A 23,059-nucleotide genomic window follows, 5' to 3' on the forward strand; every position below is an offset into this window, starting at 1 on the left:
CAGGGAAGCAGGCCTGACAGGTCTTCACGAGCTGGCAGAATTCACCGCGCTGGTGCAGAAGATTCCTTGCTCTGGCAGAAGGGCGACCGACAGACTGGGCTTCACGAAGGGATGTGCCGATGAGTGACGAAGCAGGATCGGCCGCGCCAGCACTGTGCCGCCTCCAACTGGCCATCGAGCTGCGCGCACTGCGCAAGGCCGCAGACCTCAGCGCGGCAGCCGTCGCCAACCAACTCGTGGTAAGTCCGTCGAAGATCAACCGCCTGGAGTACGCGGAGAACGGCGTTGTGGAACCTGCGGATGTGATGGCGTTGTGCACCATCTACGGGGCCGACGACGAGCTCCGGGACACCCTCATCGGGTACGCGACCGTGACGAAGACGAAGAAGGACTGGTGGCAGAAGCGCGACCTGGCGCCGGCCATCCCTCCGGGCTTCAAGGCCTACCTCGGCGCGGAAGCGGTCGGCCGACAGGCCAAGACCTATGAGAACGAGTACGTGCCGGGCCTTCTCCAGGAGGAGGGGTACTGCCACGCCATTCTCAGCACGCAGCCGGGCCGCCAAGACGAAGAGGAGATCGGAAAGCGCATCGCGGTCCATATGACTCGCCAGGAAGCCCTGCACCGCACCGAGCGACCCCTTCAGCTGGACGCGATCATGAACGAGGCCGTTCTCCGCCGACGGGTCGGCGGGCGGCAGGTGATGCGCAAACAGCTGGAGCACATCGTGGACCTCGCCAGTCTCGGGACCGTGCGGATCCAGGTGGTGCCGTTCGAGCTCGGCGCGCATCCGGGGATGAACGGATCGTTCACGATCCTGCGGTTCGGCGAGGACGTGCCGTTCCAGCCAGTCGTCTATCTGGAGAACCTGGCGGACAACTGGCTTCTCCGCAAGCAAGCCGAGACCGCCCGGTATGAACAGGCTTTTACCGACCTGCAGACAGCGGCTCCGGGGCACAACGAGTCCGTGAAGATGATCGAAGAAGCAATCAAGGAGCACTGACATGGCCCTGGCCGACGACCTGTCCACCGCGGAGAACTGGTTCACGTCCAGCTACAGCGACAACCAGGGGGGTAACTGCGTCCAGGCGCTCGTCCTGGACGATGCCGACGCGATGGCCGTACGGGACTCGAAGGATCCGGTCGCAGGCACCTTCGTCTTCGGCAGGACTTCGTGGAACGCCTTCCTCGACTTCGTCGGCGAAGCCACCCCCTGACAGGCTCTGGGACAGTCCGACCCAGAACCGGCCCGGCAGGATGTCCTGCCGGGCCGGTTCCGTTTCTTCCTGCGGGCGCTACCCCATGAGCTCAAATCCGAAGGCTCTGGCCGCAACCGCCAGCATCACCAGCGCCACCAGGCCCAGGAGTACATGACGGCCGGTGAGGATCCCGTCCGGCCCGTCGGGATCGAATCGCTCGCCCTCCGGGACGCCACCACCGTGGTTCTCCCTGCGGTGCATGTCGCGGACGGCATCCCGCCCTTCCGGCCCGATCGGATACGTGGTCCGGCAGACTCCGCACCAGTACGTGGACGCCACGGAACTGCTCCCTTCTTGTCAGACCATTCGACCGGCACGGCCTGGGTGCCGGCTGCGGACCGAACCGTCGCAGAAGCCCGGTAGGCCCCCTACCGCAGGCGGTAGGGGGCCGGTAGGCCATTGGTAGTTATTGCTGGTCAGAGCCCTGGTAGGTCGGTAGTAGGCGGATCAGGTTGGACCCCGGGGTGGGCAGGGGAGTGAAGCCCTGAGGAAGGTCGTCGCGGTGCACACCGGGGCGGTTACGGGTGGCCCCCTCCTTGTCCGATGCGGGGGCCTTCACCTGGTCCTTGACGGTGATGCCGTGAGCCTCCAGACCGGCCCTCAACTCGGCCATGGTCACCCCCTCTCTCCCCTCCTCCTTCTGCACGTCGATCAGGAGCTCACGGAGGTGAACGGCGGTGCCATTCCCCCGAGTTTTCAGGCTCGCCCGGACCCACTCGTACGTTCGGATTCGGGCCTGCTCAGCTCGCTCCTCGGGGGAGAGGACTGCCACTTCCCCACCGTCCGATTCCGCTTCCCCCATCCCGCTCCCCCGAGCCATTTTTTGATCATGGGGAGATTCCGCTTCGCTTGCTGCGGGGTCCGCTCCCCTGTCGCGATCTTCGTTTTCGTGATCTTCGGGGATCCCGGCAACTGCCCCGACGATCCACGCGATCGGCACGAAGATGATCGTGCCGAACCCCGCAGCCTGCAAAACGATCACAGGGTGGCCCACAACCCAGGACGCGAGCCCGGCCCCCACTGCGAAGATGGCCGGGAGCACGTTGTACGTCACGAACAGCAGCCCCAGCCCGGCGGCCAGCACGTAGCCGAAGAACAGGTCGGCGGTGACCTTCTCCTTGCGGGGGGCGGCCTTCGCCCTCCGGCCCTTGCCCTTCTTCGCGGGGGTCTTCGCTCCTTTCGCCGGCGCCTTGGCCTCCCCTCCGTCCTTCTCGTTCTGGGAGGGCGCGGGGGCCTGGGGCCCCTCGCTCCTGGCCTTGCGTACGGCCGCGATCCCCAGCACCCAGCCTCGGCGGATCAGTGTCCAGGCCCCTCGGAAGATGATCACGGCGCCCACCTTCACGGCGGCCAGCCCGCCTCGCCCGACAAGGTAGGGGCCGAGCGCCGGGACCGTCAGGGAGCGCACGCGCGGCGCCTGCGGGTCGATGTCGGCCTCCTTCACCTCCTCCCGGATCCGCTCCCACAACGCCCGAAGGCGCGACGGGTGGGCCGCCGCGCCTTCGTCGTCCATCGCCCCGTCGAGAACCACCAGCTCGCCCGCGTCCGCGGAGTCCAGGTCCTCCTCGCCCGGGTCCGGCATCAGGTTCACGGCCATCGTCAGCCCACCACCGTGGTCAGAGCGGACGACAGGAGCGTGGTGACGATGGCGAAGCCGCCGCCGGCTGCGGTGAAGATGGGCGGCGACAAGATGCCCAGGACCACGCCCGGCGTCCGCTTCAGCTTCGTGCCGTACATGAGCGCGCACATGATCAGCGCGATTGCGCCCGCGCCGATCGTGCCGCCCTGCCCGACGCCCTGCTGGATCGCCTGCGACAAGCCCTTGCTCATGTCGCCCGCGAAGGCCCCGAACTGGCCTGCCATCGCGTACAGCTGGCCGGTGATGAAGCCCATCACGACGGCCGAAGTGTGGTTGAACTTGATCTTTCCGTTGCCTCGGATGCCCAGGATCAGGACCACGGTCATGACCAGGGCCCCGCCGGTGAATCCCACGGTCCCCAGGATCGCGAAGCCCCCACTGGGTGCCGCCGCGGGGGCTGCGAAGGTGAACACGACTTCGGCCTTTCAGTTCGTTCGGTACAGGACAAGGGCGACGGTCGCCGTCGCTGCGGGGACATGGGCGATCCAGGCGACGGCGGCCCACGGCCACGTCGCGGCGTGCGGGCCCATCCACCGGCGGAAGCAGCGGTAGAGGCTCTGCAGGCCGATGGCCAGACCGCCGCCGATGATGTAGGCGGGATCGACCATCTGGAGCGCGGTGATCAGGCCGAGGGAGCCGACGAAGACGATTCCGCCGAACTTCGACCGGCTGGCGAGACCGAGCACGCCGAGCCCGAGCGAGACGGCTGCCACCGGTGTGGCGTACTGGGTTGCTCCGTCCATGACCTGGATGGCCAGGTGGTAGAGACCCGTGCCCCAGCCCAAGCCGTACGCGGTCCCGGCGAAGATGACCCGGCGGCCCTTCTCGTTCAGGAACACCGCCTCGTCCCGGCGTGGCGGCGCGTGCCACGGCCTGGTGGCGGACGTCTCCTCGACGGCGGCGGCCTCCGCCGCCTCCGCCTTCCTCTGCTTCTTCGACTTCTTCCGTGCCGGTTCCTCGACCTCGACCTCGGTGTCCGGCTCGGCCTCGCCCTCCGGGTCGACCTCGTCTTCCGGCTCTGCCTCTTCGTTCGGGTCGTCGACGGGCACCGTCTCCGGCGCGGATGGCGGCTCGACCGGCTTCGGCGGATTCAGGCGGTTGCCGGTGTGGGTGTCCAGGTCGGACCGGTCGTCGTTGTAGACGTTCTCCCACCACTCCTTTTCCCGAGTGCGCGTCACGGCGGGGGCCGGGGCCGGCGCCGGGACATGCACGGGCTCGGGCTCCGGCAGCGGCTCGGGGTCTGCAACCGGTTCTGCGGCCGCCGGGGTCGCCGTGTCGGTCGCGTCGGCCAGGACGGCATCGAGGTCCGCGAGGAAGTCCGTGACGTCGCGGACCGGGGGCGGCTCCGCTGCGGCGGGCGCCTCGGCCTCCGACTGCTCGGTGTTCGTCGTCATCGGGCCAGCCACCCCCAGCGGTTGATCGCGGCCGTCATCAGCCGCTGGATACGGAGTTCGTCGAGACCGGGCTGGGCGGGGTCCTCATGGACCTGCTTCGCCTCCCGGGTGAAGCCGGGCGGCAGCTCCGGCGCCCTGCGGTCAACATCAGAGCGCGAGGGCCCGGTGCCCGGAAGGTGAACCAAGTTGCCTTCGGTTGCTGCCGGTTGCTCCTGTTGCTCCGGTCGCGAAGTGCGTCTGGTGCGACGGAGCCCGCGCATCACGGGCCTCAGGAGGCTCACAGGTGGCTCCAGAGGGCCAGGATCGTCACGACCGTCACGATGGTCACGGCGTCCTTGGCGATTCGGATGGACCGGTTCCTCGGCCTGTGGAGGTGGATCGCAGCGGCTATGACCACCCCGGCGCCGAGCAGAAGATGAAGCACGGGAGTCCTTCAGGTACGGGCACTGCCCAGCGCCACGGCGAACGCGACGACCAGAGCGGTGCTGCAGGCGAGGGCCTTCCGGCCGTCGGGCCGGGCGCTGAGCGCGAGGGCGGAGCCGACGGTGGAGGCGGAGTACAGGAGCGTGAGGACCAGGTGCAGCGCGTACATGGCGCTCCTCCCGCTGGGCGGCCCGGCCTGTGGCCGGGCCGCCCAGCTGTAGGTCGGCTAGTTGCTGCGGGCCTGCTCGCGCGGGGCGGCGGCGGGGCGGCGTTCGTCGTTGCTCACCGGACGCCCCGGATCAGCTCGACCGTCTTGGTGACGAACCGGGTGGTCCAGTTGCCGCAGCGGCAGACGTACTGGCGCGTCTTGACATCGAGCTTCATCCGGCCGTGGCACACCGGGGCCGTGTGGCGGCTCATCAGCTGCTCTGGCCCAGTCGGCCGTTGGTGCCGTTCGGCGTGCCGGCGACGGGGCGGGGGGAGTCCTGAACCCACCCGCCCTGCGATCCGCGGTAGACCGGGCCGCTCTCCCGCTGCTCGGGGCTGAGCTTCTCGCGCAGCTCGGACTGGGGGATGCTCGTGCGCAATGCCATGATGGTGGTCCTGTTCCGTGCGTCGGGATAGGGACCGGGGTGGCCATCTGCTGTGGAAGGTGGGGGCCGCCCCGGAGTTCTTCCGGCCCTGTTTGGTGCATGCGCACCGGCAGGGCCGTTGTCGTGCAAGGGGGCACCGCAGCCTGCGCGTTGACGCGCTTGCGGTGTTCCACCAGTAAACGCCAACCTCCAATGGAGGTCAAGTAAGTTCCATTGGAGATTGAGCAACCTGGCGTGGAGCCTTACCCTCTGCTCATGACAGAAGCCCGGCCGTCCGCCACCTCCGAGTTCCGCCGCGTCGCCCAGCTGCTGCGCGACGGGATCGGGGACGGCACCTATCCGCGCGGTGAGCGCCTCCCCGCCGCGGCGGTCCTGGCCGGCGACCTGGGCACAAACCGGGGAACGGTGGAGCGGGCCGTGCGGACCGTCGCCGCCGAGGGCCTGCTGACGACGCGGAAGGGGAGCGGGGCGTTCGTCTCCCGCATCCTGGAGCGGATCACGCGGCGCTCCGGCGCTCTGCTCGACAAGCAGAGCGGCGGCGAAGCAGACGGCACGCGCGAAGCAGTCGACGCGGAGCTGCGGACCATGGGGCTCGTCGCCCGCCGCTTTCCCTCCGTACGCACGGAGCGGCCCCCGCAGGACGTTGCCCTGCTGCTCGGACGGAAGCAGAGCGCGAAGCAGGCCCTAGCCTGCGAGACCCGGGTGTACGCCGCAGCGGCCGAGGCCCCGCCGGCCGACCCGGGAACACCGGTCGAGCTGATCTGCACGTACCTGCCGCTCGACATCGCGGGCGGCACCGCCCTGGAACACCACGACCCCGGACCGATGGGGGTCCGGGGTCGTCTTGCCAAACTGGGGCACCGGCCGACCGAGTTCGTCGAAACCGTCCTGGTCCGCGCACCCAGCGACGAAGAAGCCGAGTTCCTGGGGATCGACGTGGACAACCGCGTGATCCACCTGACTCAGACCGCCTGGGCTGGGGGCCGCGTCGTCGCGGTGACCGTCACGGTCCTGCCAGCCAGCCTCTGGTCTCTCTCCTACCAGTGGACCGCGGGCGCCTGAGCCGCGCTCCCCTGCCGCTGGCGGTCACTACTCGCCTACCGGTAGATGCGCAGGTCAGAGACATCTACCGGTGACCTACCTACCGGCCTACCGGCCCCTCGGAAGGGGCCGGTAGGCCGCTCTACAGCCGCCTCAGCGGGCAGCCTTCGACCTCCGCCGGAGCTTTCGCGAAACCGGCGGGGCCACCTTCTCGACATCCTCGACCGGGCGCCCGAACGTGTCGCGCCGCGGCCCGACGACGACCTTCACCGCCCCCTCCGGAGCCTTCCGCTGCCCCTCCAGCGCCTCCGGGGCCACCTTCTGGCCCGGCACCCTGGCCTTGGCCTCCCAGAGCTCCATCGCGTCGTTCATGTACGTACGGGCCGTGCCCTGCGAACCGAGACCCAACTCCGCCTGCAGCTGGTACGCCACCTCAGTACGGGTCCGCGGGGTGACCCTGTCGCCGAGCAGCCGGTGGTCGCCCTGCTCACACAGCTCGTGGACGCGAAGGATGAACCGCTCCTTCAGCGACCCCTTGTTGCCACCAGCCGACAGAGCCCTCACACCCGCTCCGCCCTGCTTCTCCGCTCGCGGCGCATCCTCCGACTGCTCCGTCTGCTCGGCCGGCTCAGGATTCGCCTGCTTCGCTTCGAGCTCCGCACGGAGCTGCTTCGCCTGCTCCTGCTCGGCGGCGAGAGCCTTCTCCGCTTCGGCCCGATCAGCGGCCAGCTTCTCGGCTGCTTCCCGCTCGGCGCGCTCGACCGCTTCGCTCTTCGCCCGCTCCGCTTCGGCGCGGAGCCGCTTCAACTCCTGCTCGAAGCGCTTCTGCTCGGCCGCTCCCCGCTCGGCTGCTTCCCGCTCAGCGCGCTCGACCGCTTCGCTCTTCGCCCGCTCCGCTTCGGCGCGGAGCCGCTTCAACTCCTGCTCGAAGCGCTTCTGCTCGACCGCTCCCCGCTCGGCCTGCTCCGTCAGCTGCTGCTTCGCTTCTGCTCGAATCTGCTCGACCGCGTCGTCCAGCCGCTTCGCATCGCGCTTGGAGCGCTGCTCGGCCGCTTCACGCTCGGCCTGGCGGTCCTCTGCCGCGAGCGTCGCACTCTGCTCACCCGCTTCACGGAGCACCTTGATCTGCTCGGCTGCTTCGCGCTTCGCCGCTTCCCGATCAGCCTGCGCCGCTTCGACCTGCTCGCGAAGCTGCCGCGTGAGCTCCTCGAAGCGCTCGCGCTCCTGCTCCCGCTCCGCGTCCAGCTGCTTCCGCTCTTCCCGCTCGGACGCCAGGGCCTCCACTGCTTCGTCCCGCTCCTGCTCCGCCGCTCGCTCCGCGGCCCGCAGCTCTTCCTGCACTTCGGTCCGCTGCTGCTCCAGCCTCTGCCTCACCTTCTGCTGGAGCGCCGAAAGCGAGACGACGGTGTTCACGACGCCGTCCACGTCCTCGTAGTTGAGCCGTCCCAGCTGTCCGGCCTGCATGTGGCTCATGGTCCGGCGGACGACCGCCAGAGCCTGGTCCACGTCGACGGGTGCGTCGGCACGGTCCAGAGCCACCGCCGTGTCAGCGGTCTGCTGTTCGACCTTCCAGTCCGCGAGGGACTTCCTCCAGGTGAAGCGGTACCTACGGTCAGCACGCTTCTGCGCTCGGGCCAGGTCGATGACCGCGCGGGCGGCGCGCTGGGCCAGCAGCCGGCGGGAGGTCTCGCTGGTCGTAGAGGTGGCGTCCAGGCCCAGCCACGCGAACAGCGCGATCCAGACCTGACGCCACAGCAGCACGCACAGCCGCAACGGGCCGGGGCGGACACCGTCTTCCTCTTCCGCCTTGGTCAGTTCCGCGATGCGGAGGTCAAGGCCGTGTTCGAGCAGCTTGACCGAGACCACGGGGACACCAGCGAGGGCGATCTTCGCCCACAGCCCGCCCCCTTCGGGAGCGTGCACCCAGTTCGCGGCCGCCGAGATGGCCACCAGCCCCCACGCCATGCGACGGGAACGGATCATGCCCTCGGTCCATCGCGGCTGCTCCTGTGCGGCCAACGACCGGGCGAGGCCCAACATCAAGCCGATTTCCGCGCCGTCAAAAATCGCGATGAAGAAGATCCTGAGCACCAACGGGAGTCCCGCGGTGTCCTCGGCGAACCCCCATAGCCCGTACATAGATACGCTCATGCCGCAGATGCCGACGATGGTCCGCCAGCGGTCGTCGATCATGGCGATGACACGGGCCCGGCCCTCGACATCTTCGTCCTCGCGGGCCTTGGCAATCGCTCTCGCAGCAGCCTTCCCGACCCACCGAAGAAGCAGCGTCACGACCGCCAAAGCGGCTACGACGGAGAGCGCGGCGGCGAGCGCCACCGCCCACGGCGGGGCTCCGAGCGAGTCGGACACCGCCTTCACGCGGACGATCACGTTCATGCCCCCACCTCCGGCAGGCGTGCACCGGAAGGCGCACGTCCACCCATTTGGCGGGGGATACTGAAGTAAGACATCAGAGCCTCTTCTCTGGTGGAGAGACCCCGGACGCCAGCCCTCCAAGCTACGGCGCCCGGGGTTTCGTGCGTTCTGCGCGAAGAAACATCCCCCGCGTCATCCCTAATTATGCCTTATTTAGGGCTGCCATGTCAAGCCTTGATCACTCCGGGATCACTTCCTTCTTCCCCGGCAGAAAGGCATTGAGAACTGGAGCAATCCAGGTCGCTCGCGCCTCAAAGCCGTACTCGGTCGTCAGCCTGTCGAGTACCTGGAGCTGGGCGTAGGTCGGCGCAATCTGGATCTGGACGGGCCCAGACCCCAAGTAGCGCACGGAACGAGGGTCCTGGGGGAACAGGTCGTTCCCCGCGGCCGCCGAAACCTGGGCCTTGCTGATGATCTCGGGCGTCTCGGTGCGCTTTGCGGCGACGGCCTCCAGCACGACAGAGGTGTTAGTGCGGCCACGCTTCGCGCGGACGTACTTCTCAAACCTTCTGTGCAACGCGGGCGAGACGTAGAGCGTCGTGCGCTGCTTGCTCCTCGCCAGAGCCGCGTCGGCCTGGGCCGCTTCGTCGTCGTTCTCGATCACCTCGCGGGCCGTCTCCGCAGCCTCTTCAGACTTGGGACGGGCAGGAGACCGCGGCAACTCAGGGGTCACCACCGCCCCGACAGGGATGGGCGCCGGAACGCTAACCTCGGCCACCGATGCGCCAGGAACCACCGGCTCAGAGCCAGGTGAGCCCGTCGCCGCCTGCTGGCCGGCTGAGCTGCCACTCGCCCCTCCCCTGCTGTTACGACCCGGCACAAGGCTGCCGAGTCCCGCAGATCGGGATGGGACCGTGTCCTTGGTCGGCCGCGCGAAGACCGAACTGGGATCGTCCTGTTCAGAGCTCACGGCCATACCCCTTCCGCGACCAGGTCCTGCTGTGTGGCAGCGGCACGCGAGAACAGCTCACGCGCCAGGGCAGCAAAGTCCTCGCTCACTGAAGCCGACGTCTTCGTCACCACCGACTTCTGGTCTGCCAGACCTGCACGGATCTGCCAGAAGGCAGGGTTCTCAGACACTGCGGCCTCAAGTTCGTACGCCAGTTTCCCGCGCTCTCGGGCGTCCACAGCGACTGCCTCGGCGTGGCGAATCACGTTGTCGAAGATGGGGGCGGCACCACCGAGAGTGGCCTCTACGTCGGCCCGGACCTTCTTGCGGATCGCGGTCGCGTTGGTGCCTGTCGCAAACAGCACAGCACCGAGCAGCGTCATGTACGGGTTGTACGTTCGCATCGCCTTGTAGTCCTTGGCCAGAGCCTTCAAGCCCTTCTTTCGGCTCGATACATCACTCTTGACCGGGACTGTGATGAACCGTGAAGCGCCGAGAGCAAGCTGCATCATCGCTTCATTCTCAGGCGGCGAGTCGATCAGGATGAGGTCGTACTGATCAGCAACCGGTTCGAGAATCCGAGCCAGCGTCAGCACCGCCTTGGCGCGCTCCATGTCGTCGATGGGAGACCCGATTACTCCCGGAACTCGACGAAGGTACTGACCGCCGGGTACGACATCGAGGTTCGGTCGTACGTTTCGGATGGGCGTGACGGCATGCCCAAGCGCGACTGCTGCCAGCAGACCCTTGCCCTCGTCGTCTGCGTCTGTGTCGACGTAGCCCAGGTCCTCGGCCACGTTCCCCTGGACGTTCAGGTCGACGATCAGGACGCGCAGGCCGTCGGCCGCAGCCAGTCCACCGATGTTCGTGGTGATCGTGGTCTTTCCGACTCCGCCCTTGCCGTTGGCGAACAGGTAGACATGGCCCAGCTCTGACCAGTTGACAAGCGATGCCGCATAGGCAGCGATGTCTAGTGGGGTTGTCACTGCTTCCTCCCTCTCCTTCATCAGTGGCAGCCACCTCGCGCTGCTCGCGTGCGTACATGGTGGCACGCATGCCGAGATGCCCGTGGGATGTTCCGCTTCGCTCACTACGTAAGAGGCGGCGAGGAACACAGCGGGCCGCCCTGCAGACGTGCTTGCAGAGCGGCCCGTTGAGGTGTCAGTGGCCTAAGAAACTGACAGCTTCACTGGGTGCACAAGGTGATGCCCAGCAGTATGCAAAGCAGGCAGTGACCTGCACAAACAGGCTTGCCCTTGCACTGCGCTGCCTAATGGCATGCGTAATGGCAAATACAGTGGCAGGCCAGCGTGCCATCACACTGCGCGGTAGGCATAGCTACCCAAGTCCTCGTGCTTGGGGTAGCAGGATGGCTACTGTGCCTGCCACCAGGCTTCCTGTTTTCATGGCCCGCCCGTATGCCGCCAGCGGGGGGTGCTCGGCGTACAGGACGTCTCGCCGTAGGCTGCCTACGAAGAGGGCAACCTTGCCGACCGGCTCGACGAGCGCTCGCCAGGCCGGCGGGGCCAGCACTTCCCCCGCCGTGAGGAAAGGCCGGTCGGGGGAGTTCACCCTGAGGTCTCCGTGGGGACCGAGGTGAATGCTCCACCCCGGGCTGGCCGGCGGCACTTTGCCCAACGACGGAAGACGGTGCAGGCCCTCAGCGACCAACAGGTTGGTCACGTCGTAGGGGACTCCGTCGGCAGTGATAGTGATCTGCTCCTCGTAGGCAAGCAGAAGCGCGGGCCGGATCCCTTGAACCCCAGGTAGGGCAATGGCTCTTGGAATCAGATCGGTGGAAGCAGCGAGCGCCAGGTCGCCCTGCTCGTACTCCCGGACCTGCGAGTCCGCGCACCGGTGGTGCGCAACACCGAGATGCGACAGGCCGGGGCTCGCGCGCAGAACGACGACGGCCCGTCCGGTCCTGACATCGCCTGCGGTGCCGCATTCGACGCACTCGAAGGTCGTGACTCGGGCCTGGAACTCGGCGGCTTCCTGCAATCCCACGCGGTCGATGACCTCGGCGCTGACAGTGAGGCTGATCGTCACGGGCGGTCAGTCCTCCAGATGCTGTCGTGCGCTGCGGACGATGTGGGACCAGGTCCCCGCCGTTCCTCCATGTTCCTGAGCCAGCTGCCCTGCCAGCTGGGCTGCGGAGCTCCCGGGCGCGGCCGCCACCGCGGCACGGGCCTGAGCCAGCCGGGGGTCGCCGTCGTACGGGAAGCGGCGGGAGGTCGTCGTTCCGGCCGGCCGCCCCCCGCCTCCGCGCTCGCGGAGCTCCGCGTACTTCCAGATGTCCCCGCGCCGGTACTTGCGCTTGATGAAGCCCTTGTCCGTCCTTGTCTCCTCGGCCGGGGCCGGCCAGTGCTTGGGCGGCCGGACGGGGTACTTGGTGATGCTCGTCGGCTCCATGTGCAGGACCCGGGCAGCGTCGGACAACGAGATCAAGTCGTCGGCGTTACCGCTGAAGTCGACGTCCGTTCGCCATGCCTGGCCGGCCCGGTAGCTGTCGTACCAGGCGTCCCAGGTCTTCGGGTTCCAGTACATCGTGTTGCCCACGACCTTCTCCGGCTCGGGGTGGCCGTTGCTCGACCGCTCCTTCCAGAGCAGTTCGAGGGTGCTGCGGCCCGCTCCGGTCCGTTCAAGCAGGTCCTCGCGGCTCTCCAGCCCCTTCACGCCGGTGAGGCCCTTGTGCCACCGGTTCCAGGCGCTGGCCTCCCAGACCAGCTCGCGGTCGATGGTGCCGGCGGCTTCGGGGTGGCCGTTGTTCTCCCGGTCCCGGTACAGGGTCTCCAGGTGGGAAATGCTCAGCTCGTGCTTGGCGGCCAGCTCCTTCCTCGTCAGTACGCGGCGTCCGTCCAGCGTGGCCATGGGTGTGTCCTCCGTGATCTGTGCCCGCGGCGGGGCCTCAGTGGTCATCATCGTTCGCTCCCGCATCCCCGCGGTCATCGCGGCCTGCAGCGCGCGGCAGGAGCACCACACCGGAGTCGGTGAGCCCGCGCTCGGCGGTCGACTCCCCGTCGGTACTGGCCTGCTCAGCCATCGTTTCCTGGGGCTGGTAGTCCCACTGCATGACGCCGGACTCGATCGGTCGGGTGATCCGCTTGATGTCGGTGTCCTTGATCGCCGTAGCCCAGTCCTTGGCTCCGGGGGAGTTCTCGTCCGCCAGGACGATGAACCAGCCGCCGTCGCCGGGGAGCGGGCCGTCCTCGATCCGGTAGGTGTCCGACGCGTCGGCTCCCGCCGAGTTCACCACGTTGAGGGTGATCCAGTCATCGAGGGCGGGTGCGGTGTCCATCTCTGCGTCGTTTACCATCATGAATAGTGCCTTCCTTGGAAATTGGGCTTGTTGAAGGGCCTGGGGCCAAGGGGGCATAGGGCGGCCAGCACTACTGCCATTGGGCTGGCTGCCCGCCCCCATTTTCTGGGGTCACACGAGCGGTGAGGTCGAGTCCGCGAACCTCTCGACCTCACTAATCTTGCCTTACTTTTCTGCTTCGTGTCCAGCGCCCGCCAAGTCGGCCTGGAACAGCGGCACGCCTCCCTGAGCCGCGGCCGCAGGTTGCAGGGCGCGCTGTCGCCTCCGGACGGGCAGGTCAGCGGTGGTTTCACATGTCGGTTCTCTCCTTCCCGTCGCGTAGGTCCGTCCCTGCTGAACGGACCGCCTCCGGCGGGGCCCTTACTCCCAAGGGGTCGGGGGCTCGGCAGTCTGGTCCCGGTTGGATGTGGTTGGGGTTCAGGCGGGGGTGACCGGGGTCTCCCCTCGGTCGGTCGGTCACCCTTCGGGCTACCAGGAGCCCGGCGGGGGCCGCCAGGACGGGCCGCTTCGCGGTCGCGCGAGCGCGATCCTGGCGGCCCCCACCAGTCTCCTGGTGGGGCGGAGCTGCCCGACCGACCGAGGGGAGCCCCCGCCCACCGGGTGGGGTGTGGCGGAGGCCCGCCGTCAACTCGCGGCGGCCGGCGCGATGGTGCACCGGCTGAGGTACGTCTCGGCCATGCCGTCACGTGTTGCGTGACGCGTGACCGTGCCGGTGACCTGGAGCCTCTGCCCCGCCTGAGGGAAGGGCTGGGTCATCGACTCCCACGCGTAGAGGCATCCGGCACCGTCGGTGAGGTTGATAAGCCTGCGCGGTCCCCACTTGCTCGGCAGTGGGCTGACCGCGCTGACCGTGACGGTAACGCTCGTACGGTCGCCTTTGCGGAGCCGACGCTGGGCTTCGCGCATGTAGATGGGGACGGCCGACACCAGCAGGGCGATGTCCCTGGGTGCCACCGTGTCCTGCTCGGCTACGCGGGCGAGTTTGCCGCGGTAGTCCTCGGCCCCACCGTCACCTTCGCGGCACCAGGCCCGCACGGCGCCGGCCAGCGGGACGACGTCCCCCGCGGCGCGGAGGTGGTGGTGCAGGATCTGCGCGACGTCCCGGTCCGCGCCTCCCAGCAGCAGAAGGCGCACCTGCTCGGCGGTCGTCATCGGGGATTTCCCACCGCGTTTGGCGTATCCGACCACGGTTGTCAGGGCGGCCGCGTGCTCCAGCGCGAGATCGACGTGGATCCGCAGGTCGGGTGGCACCGTGTCCACCTCGTAGGGCTCCACGGTCAGGCACCAACGGATCAGTTTCCACATGGTCGTCAGCACCGCGGCGGGGAATCCGGCGTACGGCTCGGTGCACGACGTCCCCAGCTGCATGGTCTGGCCGTCGTCGTGCCGCAGCACGTAGCTGGTCAGGGCACCCCCGGCTTCACCGCACGCGTCGCAGTGCGGTGTCTCGCCGGCGAGTTCGTCGGCGTACGGCGGCAACGCGGTCACGGTGGTGCCCGCCTCCGGGTCGTGGTCGATCTCCGCGACCACAACCCATCCCTGGAAGAGCAGAAGCGGGAGCGTCACCGTGACGTCCTCGCGCGGCACCGTGCCGACGGGGACACCGTTGAAGTCCGGCCAGGCCATGAGCTCGACAGGACCTCGGCGGAGTTGGAGGCCTTCGAAGCCGTGGACGCGCGCCTGGCGGTCGGCCTGGTCGACGGCTCGGCGAAGCTCGGGAAGCTGATCGGATCGGAGCGGGAAGGTCAGGGAAAAGCGGGTCATCGGGTTGGCCTCCGGGGTGCGGCGAGGCCCGGCCGTCAGGGACGGCCGGGCCGGGCATCGGATGGGTCAGCTGAAGTGCTTCAGGCAGACCGGACCGATTCCGCGGGCGACCGACACCGGGTCGGTCAGCAGCCGGCCGCATGCGGCGCACAGCCCGTGCTCCTTGCCGTACGCCTCCGCGGCTTCCTTCGTCAGCTTGTGCTCGTCGGCGAGCTCCTGGCGGGCCGTGGAGTAGTCGGGCACGAAGCGGCCGTTCCCGCCCCGAGGGCCGGGCTGCAGCAGCCGCTCGACCTTCACCACTCCGCGGCGGGTGCGGCTGACCCTGTAGACCTTGCCTTCCAGGTGGTAGAGGCCCGGCGTGAGCTGCTGGGCCGCCTTGACGGCCGCCGCGAGGGCGGTGATGTCGATCATTGAATTCGCTCCAGTGGTTGAAGGTTCGGGGCGCCGTCCGGGACTGCCATTCCCTCGCGACATCACTAATTCTGCCTCATTAAAGGTGAGGTGTCAACGCCGACTATGCAGGTCAGGCGGGGTTACGAAGAGAGCGTGCACTCGTCGCACCCACCGGTCAGCTGAGGCAGCCCCACGCCGGTGCGGGCCTTGGATTCGTACTGCGGCGGCTTCCTCAGGGCGGAGTGGACGCCCTGCTCCATGCGTTCGAAGTCGGCGTCTTCCTCGATGATGACGCCGGGGTCGGGTGCATCGCGGCGGCGGGACTTCTCGATCAGATCCGCCATCGTGGTGTTGGGGTTGAAGGGAACCTGGCGGGTGCGCTCGATCAGCGCGCACAGCGCGGCCAGTCGCGGCCGGCGGGCGACCGCCAGCAGCAGATCCCGCTGGCTGGCCAGCGTGCAGGTCGAGCATGAACAGCGGCTCGACCCTGCCCAGTCCCCGGCGCCGGGGAAGGAGTCGTAGGCCCAGTGGTGGGGGAGTCCCTGGGCGTCGGTCCAGTCCTGGACCGCTCTGGTGGTCTCCTCGTGGGCGGGCAGCCACTCGTCGACGACACGCGCGGTGTTGGCGGTGGTGCGGCGCCACAGCGGGCGATTTCGGCGGTCGGCGCTCTCTTCTGCCCGCAGGCCAAGGACGTTCGCGATCAGGACTGGGCCGTCGACCTCCTTGCGCAGTACGCGGACCTGGGGGGTGAGCGCTCCGAATACGAGCTTGGTCTTCCAGGGACCGGTGCACGTCCGGGCACGCCCCAGCCACGGCCAGTCCCCCCGCTCGGCGATAAAGGTCAAGAGGTCGAAGGGGACCCGCTGGCCGTCGACCTCCCGGGTGCGCCGGACCTCGATGTGCCGCTCCGGCGGGATGCCGAGGGCCTGGCTGTGGATGGCGGCAAGCTCGCTGGCGCCGGGCCAGCGCACTCCCTCCGCGGTAACCGCTGGCCATTCCATCGGGCCTAGGCTGGCGTGGGCGGTCCAGACCCGGTCGGCGGCCCCGGCCTGGCGGGCGATGTCCAGAGCCTTGGCGCCGGCGCGCAGGCCGTCCTTCCCTCCGGACAGGTTGATCACGATTCTGTGCCGCGTCGCCGCGAACTCGACGGGGTCGGGGTAGGTGGTGGACATGGAGCTCCTCACGGTGAAGGTGGCGGGGCTCCGGCAGGTCCGGAGCCCCGAAGTTCTGATCAGGGGATGAAGGTCACGCCGCCGAGCGTTCTGGCCTGCCGGATCAGCGGCTTCCCGCCGGTGAACCGACGCGCCTCCTGCGGCGGGAGCTCCCGAAGGGGAGTCCAGCGCGAGCCGATCTCTCCGGTGTGCCGGGTCCAGGCGGCCTCGAAGTTCTGGCGCTGCTTGTCCCTGACCCCTGCGGGGGCGGCGACGACGTATCCGGCGGCCGCCGGGTACCCGTCCGCGGTGGCGAGGTAGTGGGCTCGCTCGATCTCCGACATCTCCCCGCGGCGCAGGGGGAATCGGTGCTCGCGCGCGAACTCGCGGACCATGTGCTCGGCGGTGGACCGGCCGCCCTCCCAGACCGTGCGGACCGAACGCCATGCGGTCCCCTTCGCGGCGGCGCCCCGGCACCCTGCCGCTCCCGGGCACCAGGGCTCGAAGCCAGCGTCAGGGTGGTCGGCACGGCACTGCTCAGTTCGCGGCCGGCGGCACCACCACTTCGCGGACCGGCAGGATCGGCCGTGGTGCTCGCGGCAGTCCGCTGTCCGGGCGGCGAAGAAGATCCGCCTCACCTCGTAGATCGCGTACGGGGCCTGGTCCAGCGACTCCTCGAACGCCCTCAACACCGGGCGGTTGCGGCCGTCCTCGGTAAGGCGCCGGTAGAGCGACGCACTCCCGTACAGGCTGCTCCGCTCGTTGAGCGCCATGCTCACGTGCTCCATCCGCAGAACGTCCGCAGCGATGTGCGGATGCTCGCGAAGGCGCTGTTCGTGGGCGCTGCGGCTGGCGCACACGCCGCTGAAGGGGCACATCGCGCAGTAGCTCTTGCGGATCGGCTCGCCAAGGTGCTCAAGGACGTAGTCCTCGACTTCCTGGCGCCCTTGCCGGGCGAGAATCAAGGGATAGAACGGCTCGCAGATCGTCCGCCCAGCCTCCGCGTTCAGCAGGCGCTGGATGCGGGTGTCCTTCTCCGCACGGCCCAGTTCGCCGTAGTGGTACCCGATAACGCGCCGGAAGCTGGCTCCGCCGAACTCGGCCGCCGCCCATTGGTCTAGACAGAAACCCTTCCAGCGAAGGCTGCAGGTCCTACGCCCGCTGGCGATCTGGGGAACCGTCCCGGCTTCCCTGAGCTCGTCGGAGAGACGCATCGGGCCTTGCTGGAAGATCGCGCGTGGGGAACGGCTGTCGTCCAGGACGACCACCCCGTCCGCGTCGTGCCGGCCAGCGCGCGCGATCTGAACAAGCCGGACACCGGCTCGGCGGAGGCGGGGCAAGACCAGCCGGTCGACGTAGTCGAGCGAGTCGGGCCACTCATCGCCGGTGACCGCGTGGACCACCACCAGGTCGGAGAGGTCGGGGGCCAATCCGTACCGCTCGGGGTGGGCCAGGAACTTGAGCAGGATGGCTGTCGAATCGGCGCCCAGACCGTAGCTCAGCACGGTGATGCCGGAGGGGGCGGCGAACACGGCCGGGTCGGGGGACGTGTCGGGCAGGTCGAAGAGAGTGGAGGGGGCAAGCGCAGGCAAGGGACTGGTCCTTGGAGATCGTCGCTTTCCCCGCCGGCATGGTGACGGTCGGGGAGAGGTGCAGGGGGCCTGCCGGGAAGGGGTGTCCCTTCCCGGCAGGGCCTTGGGCGACGGCTGTGGGCGGCGGCCTTCATCTCGGCCTTGGCCCCCGCGGTCTACTGCTGGTAGGCGGCAATCCGGGCGCGTACCTGGTCCGCGCCGATGCACCCGCCGGGGTGGCGGTGGGGGCTGGGCGGGTTCTGGTTCCTGCCGCGCAGGTGCGACCAGTAGCGCGGGCCACGCCAGTGGCACAGCTCGCACTCCATGAACCAGGGGTTGTCGGAGCCGGGGTATCCGCCCTTGGGCGTCCACAGGTAGGCCGTCAGTGCGGCCATGGCCACGAGTGCGTGTTCGGTGTTGCGGTCGTTGACGGGGAGACGGGGGTGCAACAGCGGCACCGGGCCGATCAGTGCACGGGAGGCCTCGGGTGCATCCGCGGCGGGGTCCTGCGGGACGATGCGGCCCTCGTTGTACTCGCTGACCAGGTACAGGGCAGCGGTGTTCTTGCCCGTGCCTCCGTCACCGACTCGGAGCGCTTCGCTCTGTCCGGCGGGGATGGCGAACCATCCGCCGTGCCAGCGGAAGATCAGTCCGAGGTGGTGCTGGTCGTCGACGCGTACGGGGTAGCGGCATTCCTCGTCGGTGTCCCCCAGCTGGTACGGCGGCGGGGTCTGGGACGTCGTATCCATGGTCGTGGTGCTCCTGGAGTTGAAGGTTCGGAGTGGTGGGGCCCGGGTCGGCCCGTCCCGCTGCCACGGGACGGGCCGACCGGCTTTCAGCTGCGGCGGTTGAGCATCGCCTGGAGCGTCGGGACGGAGGGACGCGCGGTGTCCGGGTGCCATCCGTCACGGATGTAGGCGACCTGACGCTGCTCGATGTCGCGGACGATGATCAGATTCGGGCTGGTGGCGACGGTGTCGCCCCGGCGTGCCGCCCGGACCAGGAGGTCCCGGAGCTCGTAGCGGTCGGCGGCCTCGGGGCTGCTGATGCTGTGGCCGGTGAACAGCCGGTTGGCCTTCCAGTGCCGGGCGAGGGGGAGGGTCCGGGCCTCGGCCAGGGTGGGCGTGTGGTGGTCGAGCAGATCGTCCCCAACCGGAATGATCGTGGTGAGGACGGCTCCGTCCTGGGCGTCGACCAGCCGGACCAGTTCCGAGTCGGGCGACTGGTGAACGGTCTGCTCGGCCCCGAAGTCGGCCTGGCGGACGGTCCAGTACGCCGCGTTGTTGTCGGCGGCGGCCGTCACCAGCCGCGGCCGTCCCTGGCTCCACTCGTAGTAGGTGGCCAGGTAGAGGGCGGCTCCGTCGATCTCGCGGAAGGCCTTGGTGTCCAGTTCTGCGTGCATCGCTGCTCCTGTTGAAGGTTCGGGGTCCTGCTCTGTCGTCCAGGGCTGCCATCCCCTTCCGACATCACTAATTATGCCTTATTCAAGGATGGGAGTCCAGCTCAACAGGTCCTCCAAATGGGTGACTTGGGTCACATTCCCGCAGGTCAGGGCCGGTACCCCGGCCGGGCCGCCGCCGGGCGGGCGGCCTCCGCCACACCCCACCCGGTGGGCGGGGGCTCCCCTCGGTCGGTCGGGCAGCTCCGCCCCACCAGGAGACTGGTGGGGGCCGCCAGGATCGCGCTCGCGCGACCGCGAAGCGGCCCGTCCTGGCGGCCCCCGCCGGGCTCCTGGTAGCCCGAAGGGTGACCGACCGACCGAGGGGAGACCCCGACCACCACCGCCTGAACCCCAACCACACCCGGCCCGGGCTCGCCGCGTGCCCTCGACCCTTGGGACCGAGTGGCCCGCCGGAGGCGCCGTTCTTGTCGCCTGCCGCTCGTGCCCGCGCCGCCGACAGGCTGCAGTCCGGTCTCTGCCTCGGCCGGCGCGAACGGGCCCGGGCGGTCCGCGCCAGCGGACCCGCGAAGGGGATCGTCCGCCGAAGGCGGTCCCCTTCGGCCCGACGAAGGAGGGCCTGGTCCGCGCCAGCGGACCCGGACCGCGACGAAGGAGTGGTCCCGCCCCCGCAGGGGGCAGAAGAAAGGGGCCGCGCCGCCAGGCGCGTCCACGGCCCGGTGCCGACGGCACCGGCCCGACGAAGGAGGGCCGGGGCCGGCGAGCACGCACCGGGCCACCAGGCAGCCACGCCGCCAGGCGTGCCCGCTACCGCCGCGCGGCACCCCAGCCCGGTTCCCTGCCGAACGGGGACCGGGCGGGGGATGATCGTCGGCTACGCGTCGCTCTCAGCCGTGAGCATCGCGAGCAGTCCGCGCGCGACCTTGCGTGTGTCGACCGCGCGCAAGTGCAGCGTCGTGGCCTGGAGCTGCTCGTCAAGCACCAGCACGTCGGAGTGCTCGGCCCGGTGCGACTGCGCCAGGTACTCACCGCTCGGCTGCGCGGTTGCCCAGTTCTCGGCACCTCGCCAGGCGCCCGTCTGGAACCAGCAGCGGTCGATGGCGGCGCTGACGAATGCGCCCCATGCGGGCCCCGGCACGTTCGATGCCTCGATCAGCGCCGTGGCACCGTCGTCGGCGATCCAGATGTACCAGCTGCCGAACTCCTCGTCGGTGGTGATCAGGTTGCGTGCCCCGAACTCGCCGCACTTGAGTTCGCCCCACACCATCCGGATCAGCTCAGAGCCTCGTTCAACGACGGCATTCTGGGCCAGCTTGTGGGCATCGATGGCGGTCTTCATCGCGTCACGATCCGACGTGAAGCCACTGTCCGTCTCCACGTTGGCCAGCCGCACAAAAGCGGCCCTGTCCACCAGGGTCTGCCCCAGATCCTGAGCCTCGGCCGGCGTGAGCTCGGCGGTCAGGGACCGTCCGTCGTGCACCGTATGGAGTGTGACGACGCGGGCGTACTGCTCCTCATCCGGCATTGAGTCGACGAACCTCGTATTGCGCTGCGCGAACTCGGTCGGCGTGTCGTCGGCGTTGACGGTGGGACTGACGGACCACCCGACGGCCTGATTCAGGTGGCGGGGGATTCGCACGTACCAGGGCGTCTTGCGGCGGTTGATCTGCATGGTGGATCTCCTCGGGAGCGCGTCCCTGTTGAAGGTTCGGGGTGACCGGGGGACGGGCTGCCATCCCGCCCCCGCGGCCGTGGTTCATCGGACTCAGATCACTCGCTCGCGCTCGCCAACTCCTGGCGGCGCTTGTCGCAGTCCTCCGGGCTCCAGCCCTCGACGTACATGCCGGACCGGGTAACGGTGTAGGGCAAGGTGGGGCACAAGTGGCCGTAGGTCCAGGGGAAATCGGCCTTCCGGAAGCGAACCGTGTAACGGTTCCAAGCCGCGCTGTTGGCCTTTTCGCACCAGGTCACCCCCACCCTGAAGCCAGCGGAATGGCGGTCGAGCCAAAGCCAGTCACCGGGCTGTACGTCCTCGCCCTTGACGGTGAGGTGGGCCAGGCGCGGAATGAGCCGGTACGCCTCCGTCTCGTCCGCCGCCGTCCGGATCCTTGTGGGGTTCGCCATTCTGGGCTCCTTGGTGTTGAAGATTGGGCTTCGCCGTCCGGGGCTGCCATCCCCTGCCGACATCACTAATTCTGCCTTATTCGAGGGTGGGAGTCCAGCTCAACGGGTGCTCCAAATGGGTGACTTGGACCACATTGCCGCAGGTGGGCGGTGGGGCGGGGTCACTACCCACCGAACACACCATCGAGCGCGTTGATGAAGTGGAAGGCGCACGCCCGGTAACGGCGGGGGCGCCCGTCGGAGGGGTCCCGCTTGGTCCACGGGTCGGCCTCGATCGCGACGGGGGCGGGCTGCGTGCAGCGGCCGTACTCGCACCGTCCGGGTCGGCGGGCAGCGGCCAGGTCGATGACGCGGTACGGCGCGAAGAGCTCGACATCGAGCCCGAAGGCATGGGTCCTAGCCGTGGCAAGATGCTCGGCGCGCTTGCGGGCCTCGGCGGCCTCGCGCTCGGCTGCGGCAGCCCGCTCCTCCGCGATGGCCTGTGCCATGAGTTCGGCCGTCGGAGAGAGACGGCCGGGCACCGTGTGGGCCTCCAGGACTGCGCGGCGGCGGCTGGCCAGCTCTTCGTCGCTCTCCCACGGTTCCCGCTCGGGAAGGACTCGGCCGTGCGCCCAGTCCCAGCGGTCGACCATGTAGTTGAGAGCGATCTGCGCGGTGCGGGCTTTGCCGGCGAACTCAAGGTCGTGCAGGGTGACGTCGTTCCACCACTCGACGTGGGCACGGGGGCCGTCGCCGAAGAAGCATCCGAGAAACGCACCCGTGGCCTCGAAGTAGACGTTGGCGGCGATCAGGTCACCGTGGTTCCCCTCCTCCCGGAGCACTTCGAGCAGCCAGTCGTAGTAGCGGAGCTCCTTCACGGACATGGGCACCACCGTGAGCGGCACGCCCCGACCCTCGGCGGCCTGGGGACCGCGAGCGTGGAATCGAACGACTCCGCCGGGACGGTAGAGGGTGCTGGTGCCCATGTCGTTACTCCCTGGTGTTGAAGGTTCGGGGTCCTGCTCTGTCGTCCGGGGCTGCCATCCCCTTCCGACATCACTAATTCTGCCTTATTCAAGGATGGGAGTCCAGCTCAACAGGTCCTCCAAATGGGTGACTTGGGTCACATTCCCGCAGGTCAGGGCCGGTACCCCGGCCGGTCCGCCGCCGGGCGGGCGGCCTCCGCCACACCCCACCCGGTGGGCGGGGGCTCCCCTCGGTCGGTCGGGCAGCTCCGCCCCACCAGGAGACTGGTGGGGGCCGCCAGGATCGCGCTCGCGCGACCGCGAAGCGGCTCGTCCTGGCGGCCCCCGCCGGGCTCCTGGTAGCCCGAAGGGTGACCGACCGACCGAGGGGAGCCCCCGGTCACCCCCCACCACCCCAGCCACGCACCCGCCCGCACCCTCCAACGGCGCCCCCCACCCCCTTGGGAGTGAGCGGCCCGCCGGAGGCACAAGCTCGGAGCAGGCATCCGCTCCACGGTTCGACCGCCGCCGGCCGCCTCACCAGAAGGCCTGCCCGGCTGGTCCGCGGAGCGGACCCGGACCGCGCCAGCGGTCCCGCCCCCGCAGGGGGCAGAAAAAGGGGCCGCGCCGCCAGGCGCGTCCACGGCCCGGTGCCGACGGCACCGGCCCGACGAAGGAGGGCCGGGGCCGGCGAGCACGCACCGGGCCACCAGGCAGCCACGCCG

At 69.1% G+C, this 23,059-nt stretch carries 27 protein-coding genes; 3 read left to right on the forward strand and 24 right to left on the reverse strand.

Annotated elements, in window-relative coordinates; genetic code table 11:
- The first annotated feature begins 119 nt into the window (after window positions 1-119).
- Together BGK67_RS00775 and BGK67_RS00780 are read left to right on the forward strand one after the other, a co-directional pair.
- Window positions 120-1,001 (forward strand): helix-turn-helix domain-containing protein, encoded by an 882-nt coding sequence (locus BGK67_RS00775; RefSeq protein WP_069918038.1) that lies wholly within the window; start codon window positions 120-122, stop codon window positions 999-1,001.
- A 1-nt stretch (window position 1,002) separates the two neighbouring features.
- Window positions 1,003-1,215, forward strand: coding sequence for a DUF397 domain-containing protein (locus BGK67_RS00780; RefSeq protein ID WP_069918039.1), 213 nt, complete (start codon window positions 1,003-1,005; stop codon window positions 1,213-1,215).
- A gap of 78 nt (window positions 1,216-1,293) precedes the next feature.
- Here BGK67_RS00780 and BGK67_RS00785 read toward each other — a convergent pair whose 3' ends face one another.
- The 9 genes from BGK67_RS00785 to BGK67_RS38565 form a co-directional block, all read right to left on the reverse strand.
- A complete protein-coding gene (locus tag BGK67_RS00785) occupies window positions 1,294-1,536 on the reverse strand; it encodes a hypothetical protein (protein WP_069918040.1) in 243 nt (80 codons plus the stop codon).
- A 127-nt stretch (window positions 1,537-1,663) separates the two neighbouring features.
- The gene (locus BGK67_RS00790) at window positions 1,664-2,767 is read right to left on the reverse strand and encodes a hypothetical protein (protein WP_244291071.1); all 1,104 of its coding nucleotides are present in this window, start codon (window positions 2,765-2,767) and stop codon (window positions 1,664-1,666) included.
- Window positions 2,768-2,853: 86 nt separating this feature from the next.
- A complete protein-coding gene (locus tag BGK67_RS00795) occupies window positions 2,854-3,306 on the reverse strand; it encodes a hypothetical protein (protein ID WP_244291072.1) in 453 nt (150 codons plus the stop codon).
- 12 nt (window positions 3,307-3,318) lie between these two features.
- Complete coding sequence (locus BGK67_RS00800) at window positions 3,319-4,287, reverse strand: DNA-directed RNA polymerase I subunit RPA34 (protein ID WP_069918042.1); 969 nt, start codon at window positions 4,285-4,287, stop codon at window positions 3,319-3,321.
- Window positions 4,284-4,472 carry a hypothetical protein gene (locus BGK67_RS00805; protein WP_069918043.1) on the reverse strand — a complete coding sequence of 63 codons (189 nt, stop codon included), beginning with the start codon at window positions 4,470-4,472 and terminating at the stop codon, window positions 4,284-4,286. The genes BGK67_RS00800 and BGK67_RS00805 overlap by 4 nt, the downstream gene beginning before the upstream one ends.
- Before the next feature lie 92 nt (window positions 4,473-4,564).
- The gene (locus tag BGK67_RS38550) at window positions 4,565-4,711 is read right to left on the reverse strand and encodes a hypothetical protein (protein WP_167739506.1); all 147 of its coding nucleotides are present in this window, start codon (window positions 4,709-4,711) and stop codon (window positions 4,565-4,567) included.
- Between the two features lie 9 nt (window positions 4,712-4,720).
- Window positions 4,721-4,879, reverse strand: a complete 159-nt coding sequence (locus BGK67_RS38555) for a hypothetical protein (protein WP_167739507.1) — start codon at window positions 4,877-4,879, stop codon at window positions 4,721-4,723.
- A gap of 113 nt (window positions 4,880-4,992) precedes the next feature.
- Window positions 4,993-5,130, reverse strand: coding sequence for a hypothetical protein (locus tag BGK67_RS38560; protein ID WP_167739508.1), 138 nt, complete (start codon window positions 5,128-5,130; stop codon window positions 4,993-4,995).
- Window positions 5,130-5,303: a hypothetical protein gene (locus tag BGK67_RS38565; protein WP_167739509.1), complete on the reverse strand. Its 174-nt coding sequence runs from the start codon at window positions 5,301-5,303 to the stop codon at window positions 5,130-5,132. Before BGK67_RS38565 ends, BGK67_RS38560 begins: the two co-directional genes overlap by 1 nt.
- A gap of 255 nt (window positions 5,304-5,558) precedes the next feature.
- On the opposite strand from BGK67_RS38565, the gene BGK67_RS00810 reads away from it, so the two are divergent.
- A complete protein-coding gene (locus BGK67_RS00810; RefSeq protein WP_069918044.1) occupies window positions 5,559-6,365 on the forward strand; it encodes a GntR family transcriptional regulator in 807 nt (268 codons plus the stop codon).
- Window positions 6,366-6,497: 132 nt separating this feature from the next.
- On the opposite strand, the gene BGK67_RS00815 is transcribed toward BGK67_RS00810, so the two are convergent.
- The 15 genes from BGK67_RS00815 to BGK67_RS00885 all read right to left on the reverse strand — a co-directional run bounded on the left by BGK67_RS00815 (window position 6,498) and on the right by BGK67_RS00885 (window position 22,253).
- Window positions 6,498-8,741, reverse strand: coding sequence for a DUF2637 domain-containing protein (locus BGK67_RS00815; protein ID WP_069918045.1), 2,244 nt, complete (start codon window positions 8,739-8,741; stop codon window positions 6,498-6,500).
- A 217-nt stretch (window positions 8,742-8,958) separates the two neighbouring features.
- Complete coding sequence (locus BGK67_RS00820; RefSeq protein ID WP_069918046.1) at window positions 8,959-9,384, reverse strand: hypothetical protein; 426 nt, start codon at window positions 9,382-9,384, stop codon at window positions 8,959-8,961.
- A gap of 302 nt (window positions 9,385-9,686) precedes the next feature.
- Window positions 9,687-10,676, reverse strand: a complete 990-nt coding sequence (locus BGK67_RS00825) for a ParA family protein (RefSeq protein ID WP_079153899.1) — start codon at window positions 10,674-10,676, stop codon at window positions 9,687-9,689.
- Between the two features lie 331 nt (window positions 10,677-11,007).
- Window positions 11,008-11,718: a hypothetical protein gene (locus BGK67_RS00830; protein ID WP_069918047.1), complete on the reverse strand. Its 711-nt coding sequence runs from the start codon at window positions 11,716-11,718 to the stop codon at window positions 11,008-11,010.
- Window positions 11,719-11,724: 6 nt separating this feature from the next.
- Window positions 11,725-12,591: a hypothetical protein gene (locus tag BGK67_RS00835; protein WP_141753966.1), complete on the reverse strand. Its 867-nt coding sequence runs from the start codon at window positions 12,589-12,591 to the stop codon at window positions 11,725-11,727.
- Entirely contained in the window at window positions 12,578-12,988 is a 411-nt protein-coding gene (locus BGK67_RS00840) for a DUF6211 family protein (protein WP_069918049.1), read from the reverse strand. Before BGK67_RS00840 ends, BGK67_RS00835 begins: the two co-directional genes overlap by 14 nt.
- 624 nt (window positions 12,989-13,612) lie before the next feature.
- The gene (locus tag BGK67_RS00845; RefSeq protein WP_069918050.1) at window positions 13,613-14,752 is read right to left on the reverse strand and encodes a hypothetical protein; all 1,140 of its coding nucleotides are present in this window, start codon (window positions 14,750-14,752) and stop codon (window positions 13,613-13,615) included.
- Between the two features lie 66 nt (window positions 14,753-14,818).
- The gene (locus BGK67_RS00850) at window positions 14,819-15,163 is read right to left on the reverse strand and encodes a DUF6011 domain-containing protein (protein WP_069918051.1); all 345 of its coding nucleotides are present in this window, start codon (window positions 15,161-15,163) and stop codon (window positions 14,819-14,821) included.
- A 122-nt stretch (window positions 15,164-15,285) separates the two neighbouring features.
- Window positions 15,286-16,317 (reverse strand): hypothetical protein, encoded by a 1,032-nt coding sequence (locus BGK67_RS37160; RefSeq protein ID WP_069918052.1) that lies wholly within the window; start codon window positions 16,315-16,317, stop codon window positions 15,286-15,288.
- 59 nt (window positions 16,318-16,376) lie between these two features.
- Entirely contained in the window at window positions 16,377-17,888 is a 1,512-nt protein-coding gene (locus BGK67_RS00860) for a hypothetical protein (protein ID WP_069918053.1), read from the reverse strand.
- A 155-nt stretch (window positions 17,889-18,043) separates the two neighbouring features.
- Window positions 18,044-18,616 (reverse strand): hypothetical protein, encoded by a 573-nt coding sequence (locus BGK67_RS00865; protein WP_069918054.1) that lies wholly within the window; start codon window positions 18,614-18,616, stop codon window positions 18,044-18,046.
- An 86-nt stretch (window positions 18,617-18,702) separates the two neighbouring features.
- On the reverse strand, window positions 18,703-19,269 hold the full coding sequence (locus BGK67_RS00870) for a hypothetical protein (RefSeq protein ID WP_069918055.1): 567 nt from the start codon (window positions 19,267-19,269) through the stop codon (window positions 18,703-18,705).
- 871 nt (window positions 19,270-20,140) lie between these two features.
- Window positions 20,141-20,938 (reverse strand): hypothetical protein, encoded by a 798-nt coding sequence (locus BGK67_RS00875; protein ID WP_069918056.1) that lies wholly within the window; start codon window positions 20,936-20,938, stop codon window positions 20,141-20,143.
- A 98-nt stretch (window positions 20,939-21,036) separates the two neighbouring features.
- Complete coding sequence (locus tag BGK67_RS00880; protein WP_069918057.1) at window positions 21,037-21,390, reverse strand: hypothetical protein; 354 nt, start codon at window positions 21,388-21,390, stop codon at window positions 21,037-21,039.
- 164 nt (window positions 21,391-21,554) lie between these two features.
- Window positions 21,555-22,253 carry a hypothetical protein gene (locus BGK67_RS00885; protein ID WP_141753967.1) on the reverse strand — a complete coding sequence of 233 codons (699 nt, stop codon included), beginning with the start codon at window positions 22,251-22,253 and terminating at the stop codon, window positions 21,555-21,557.
- Window positions 22,254-23,059: the final 806 nt, after the last annotated feature.

Origin of the sequence: Streptomyces subrutilus, from assembly GCF_001746425.1 — a bacterium.
Classification (GTDB): Bacteria; Actinomycetota; Actinomycetes; order Streptomycetales; family Streptomycetaceae; genus Streptomyces; species Streptomyces subrutilus_A.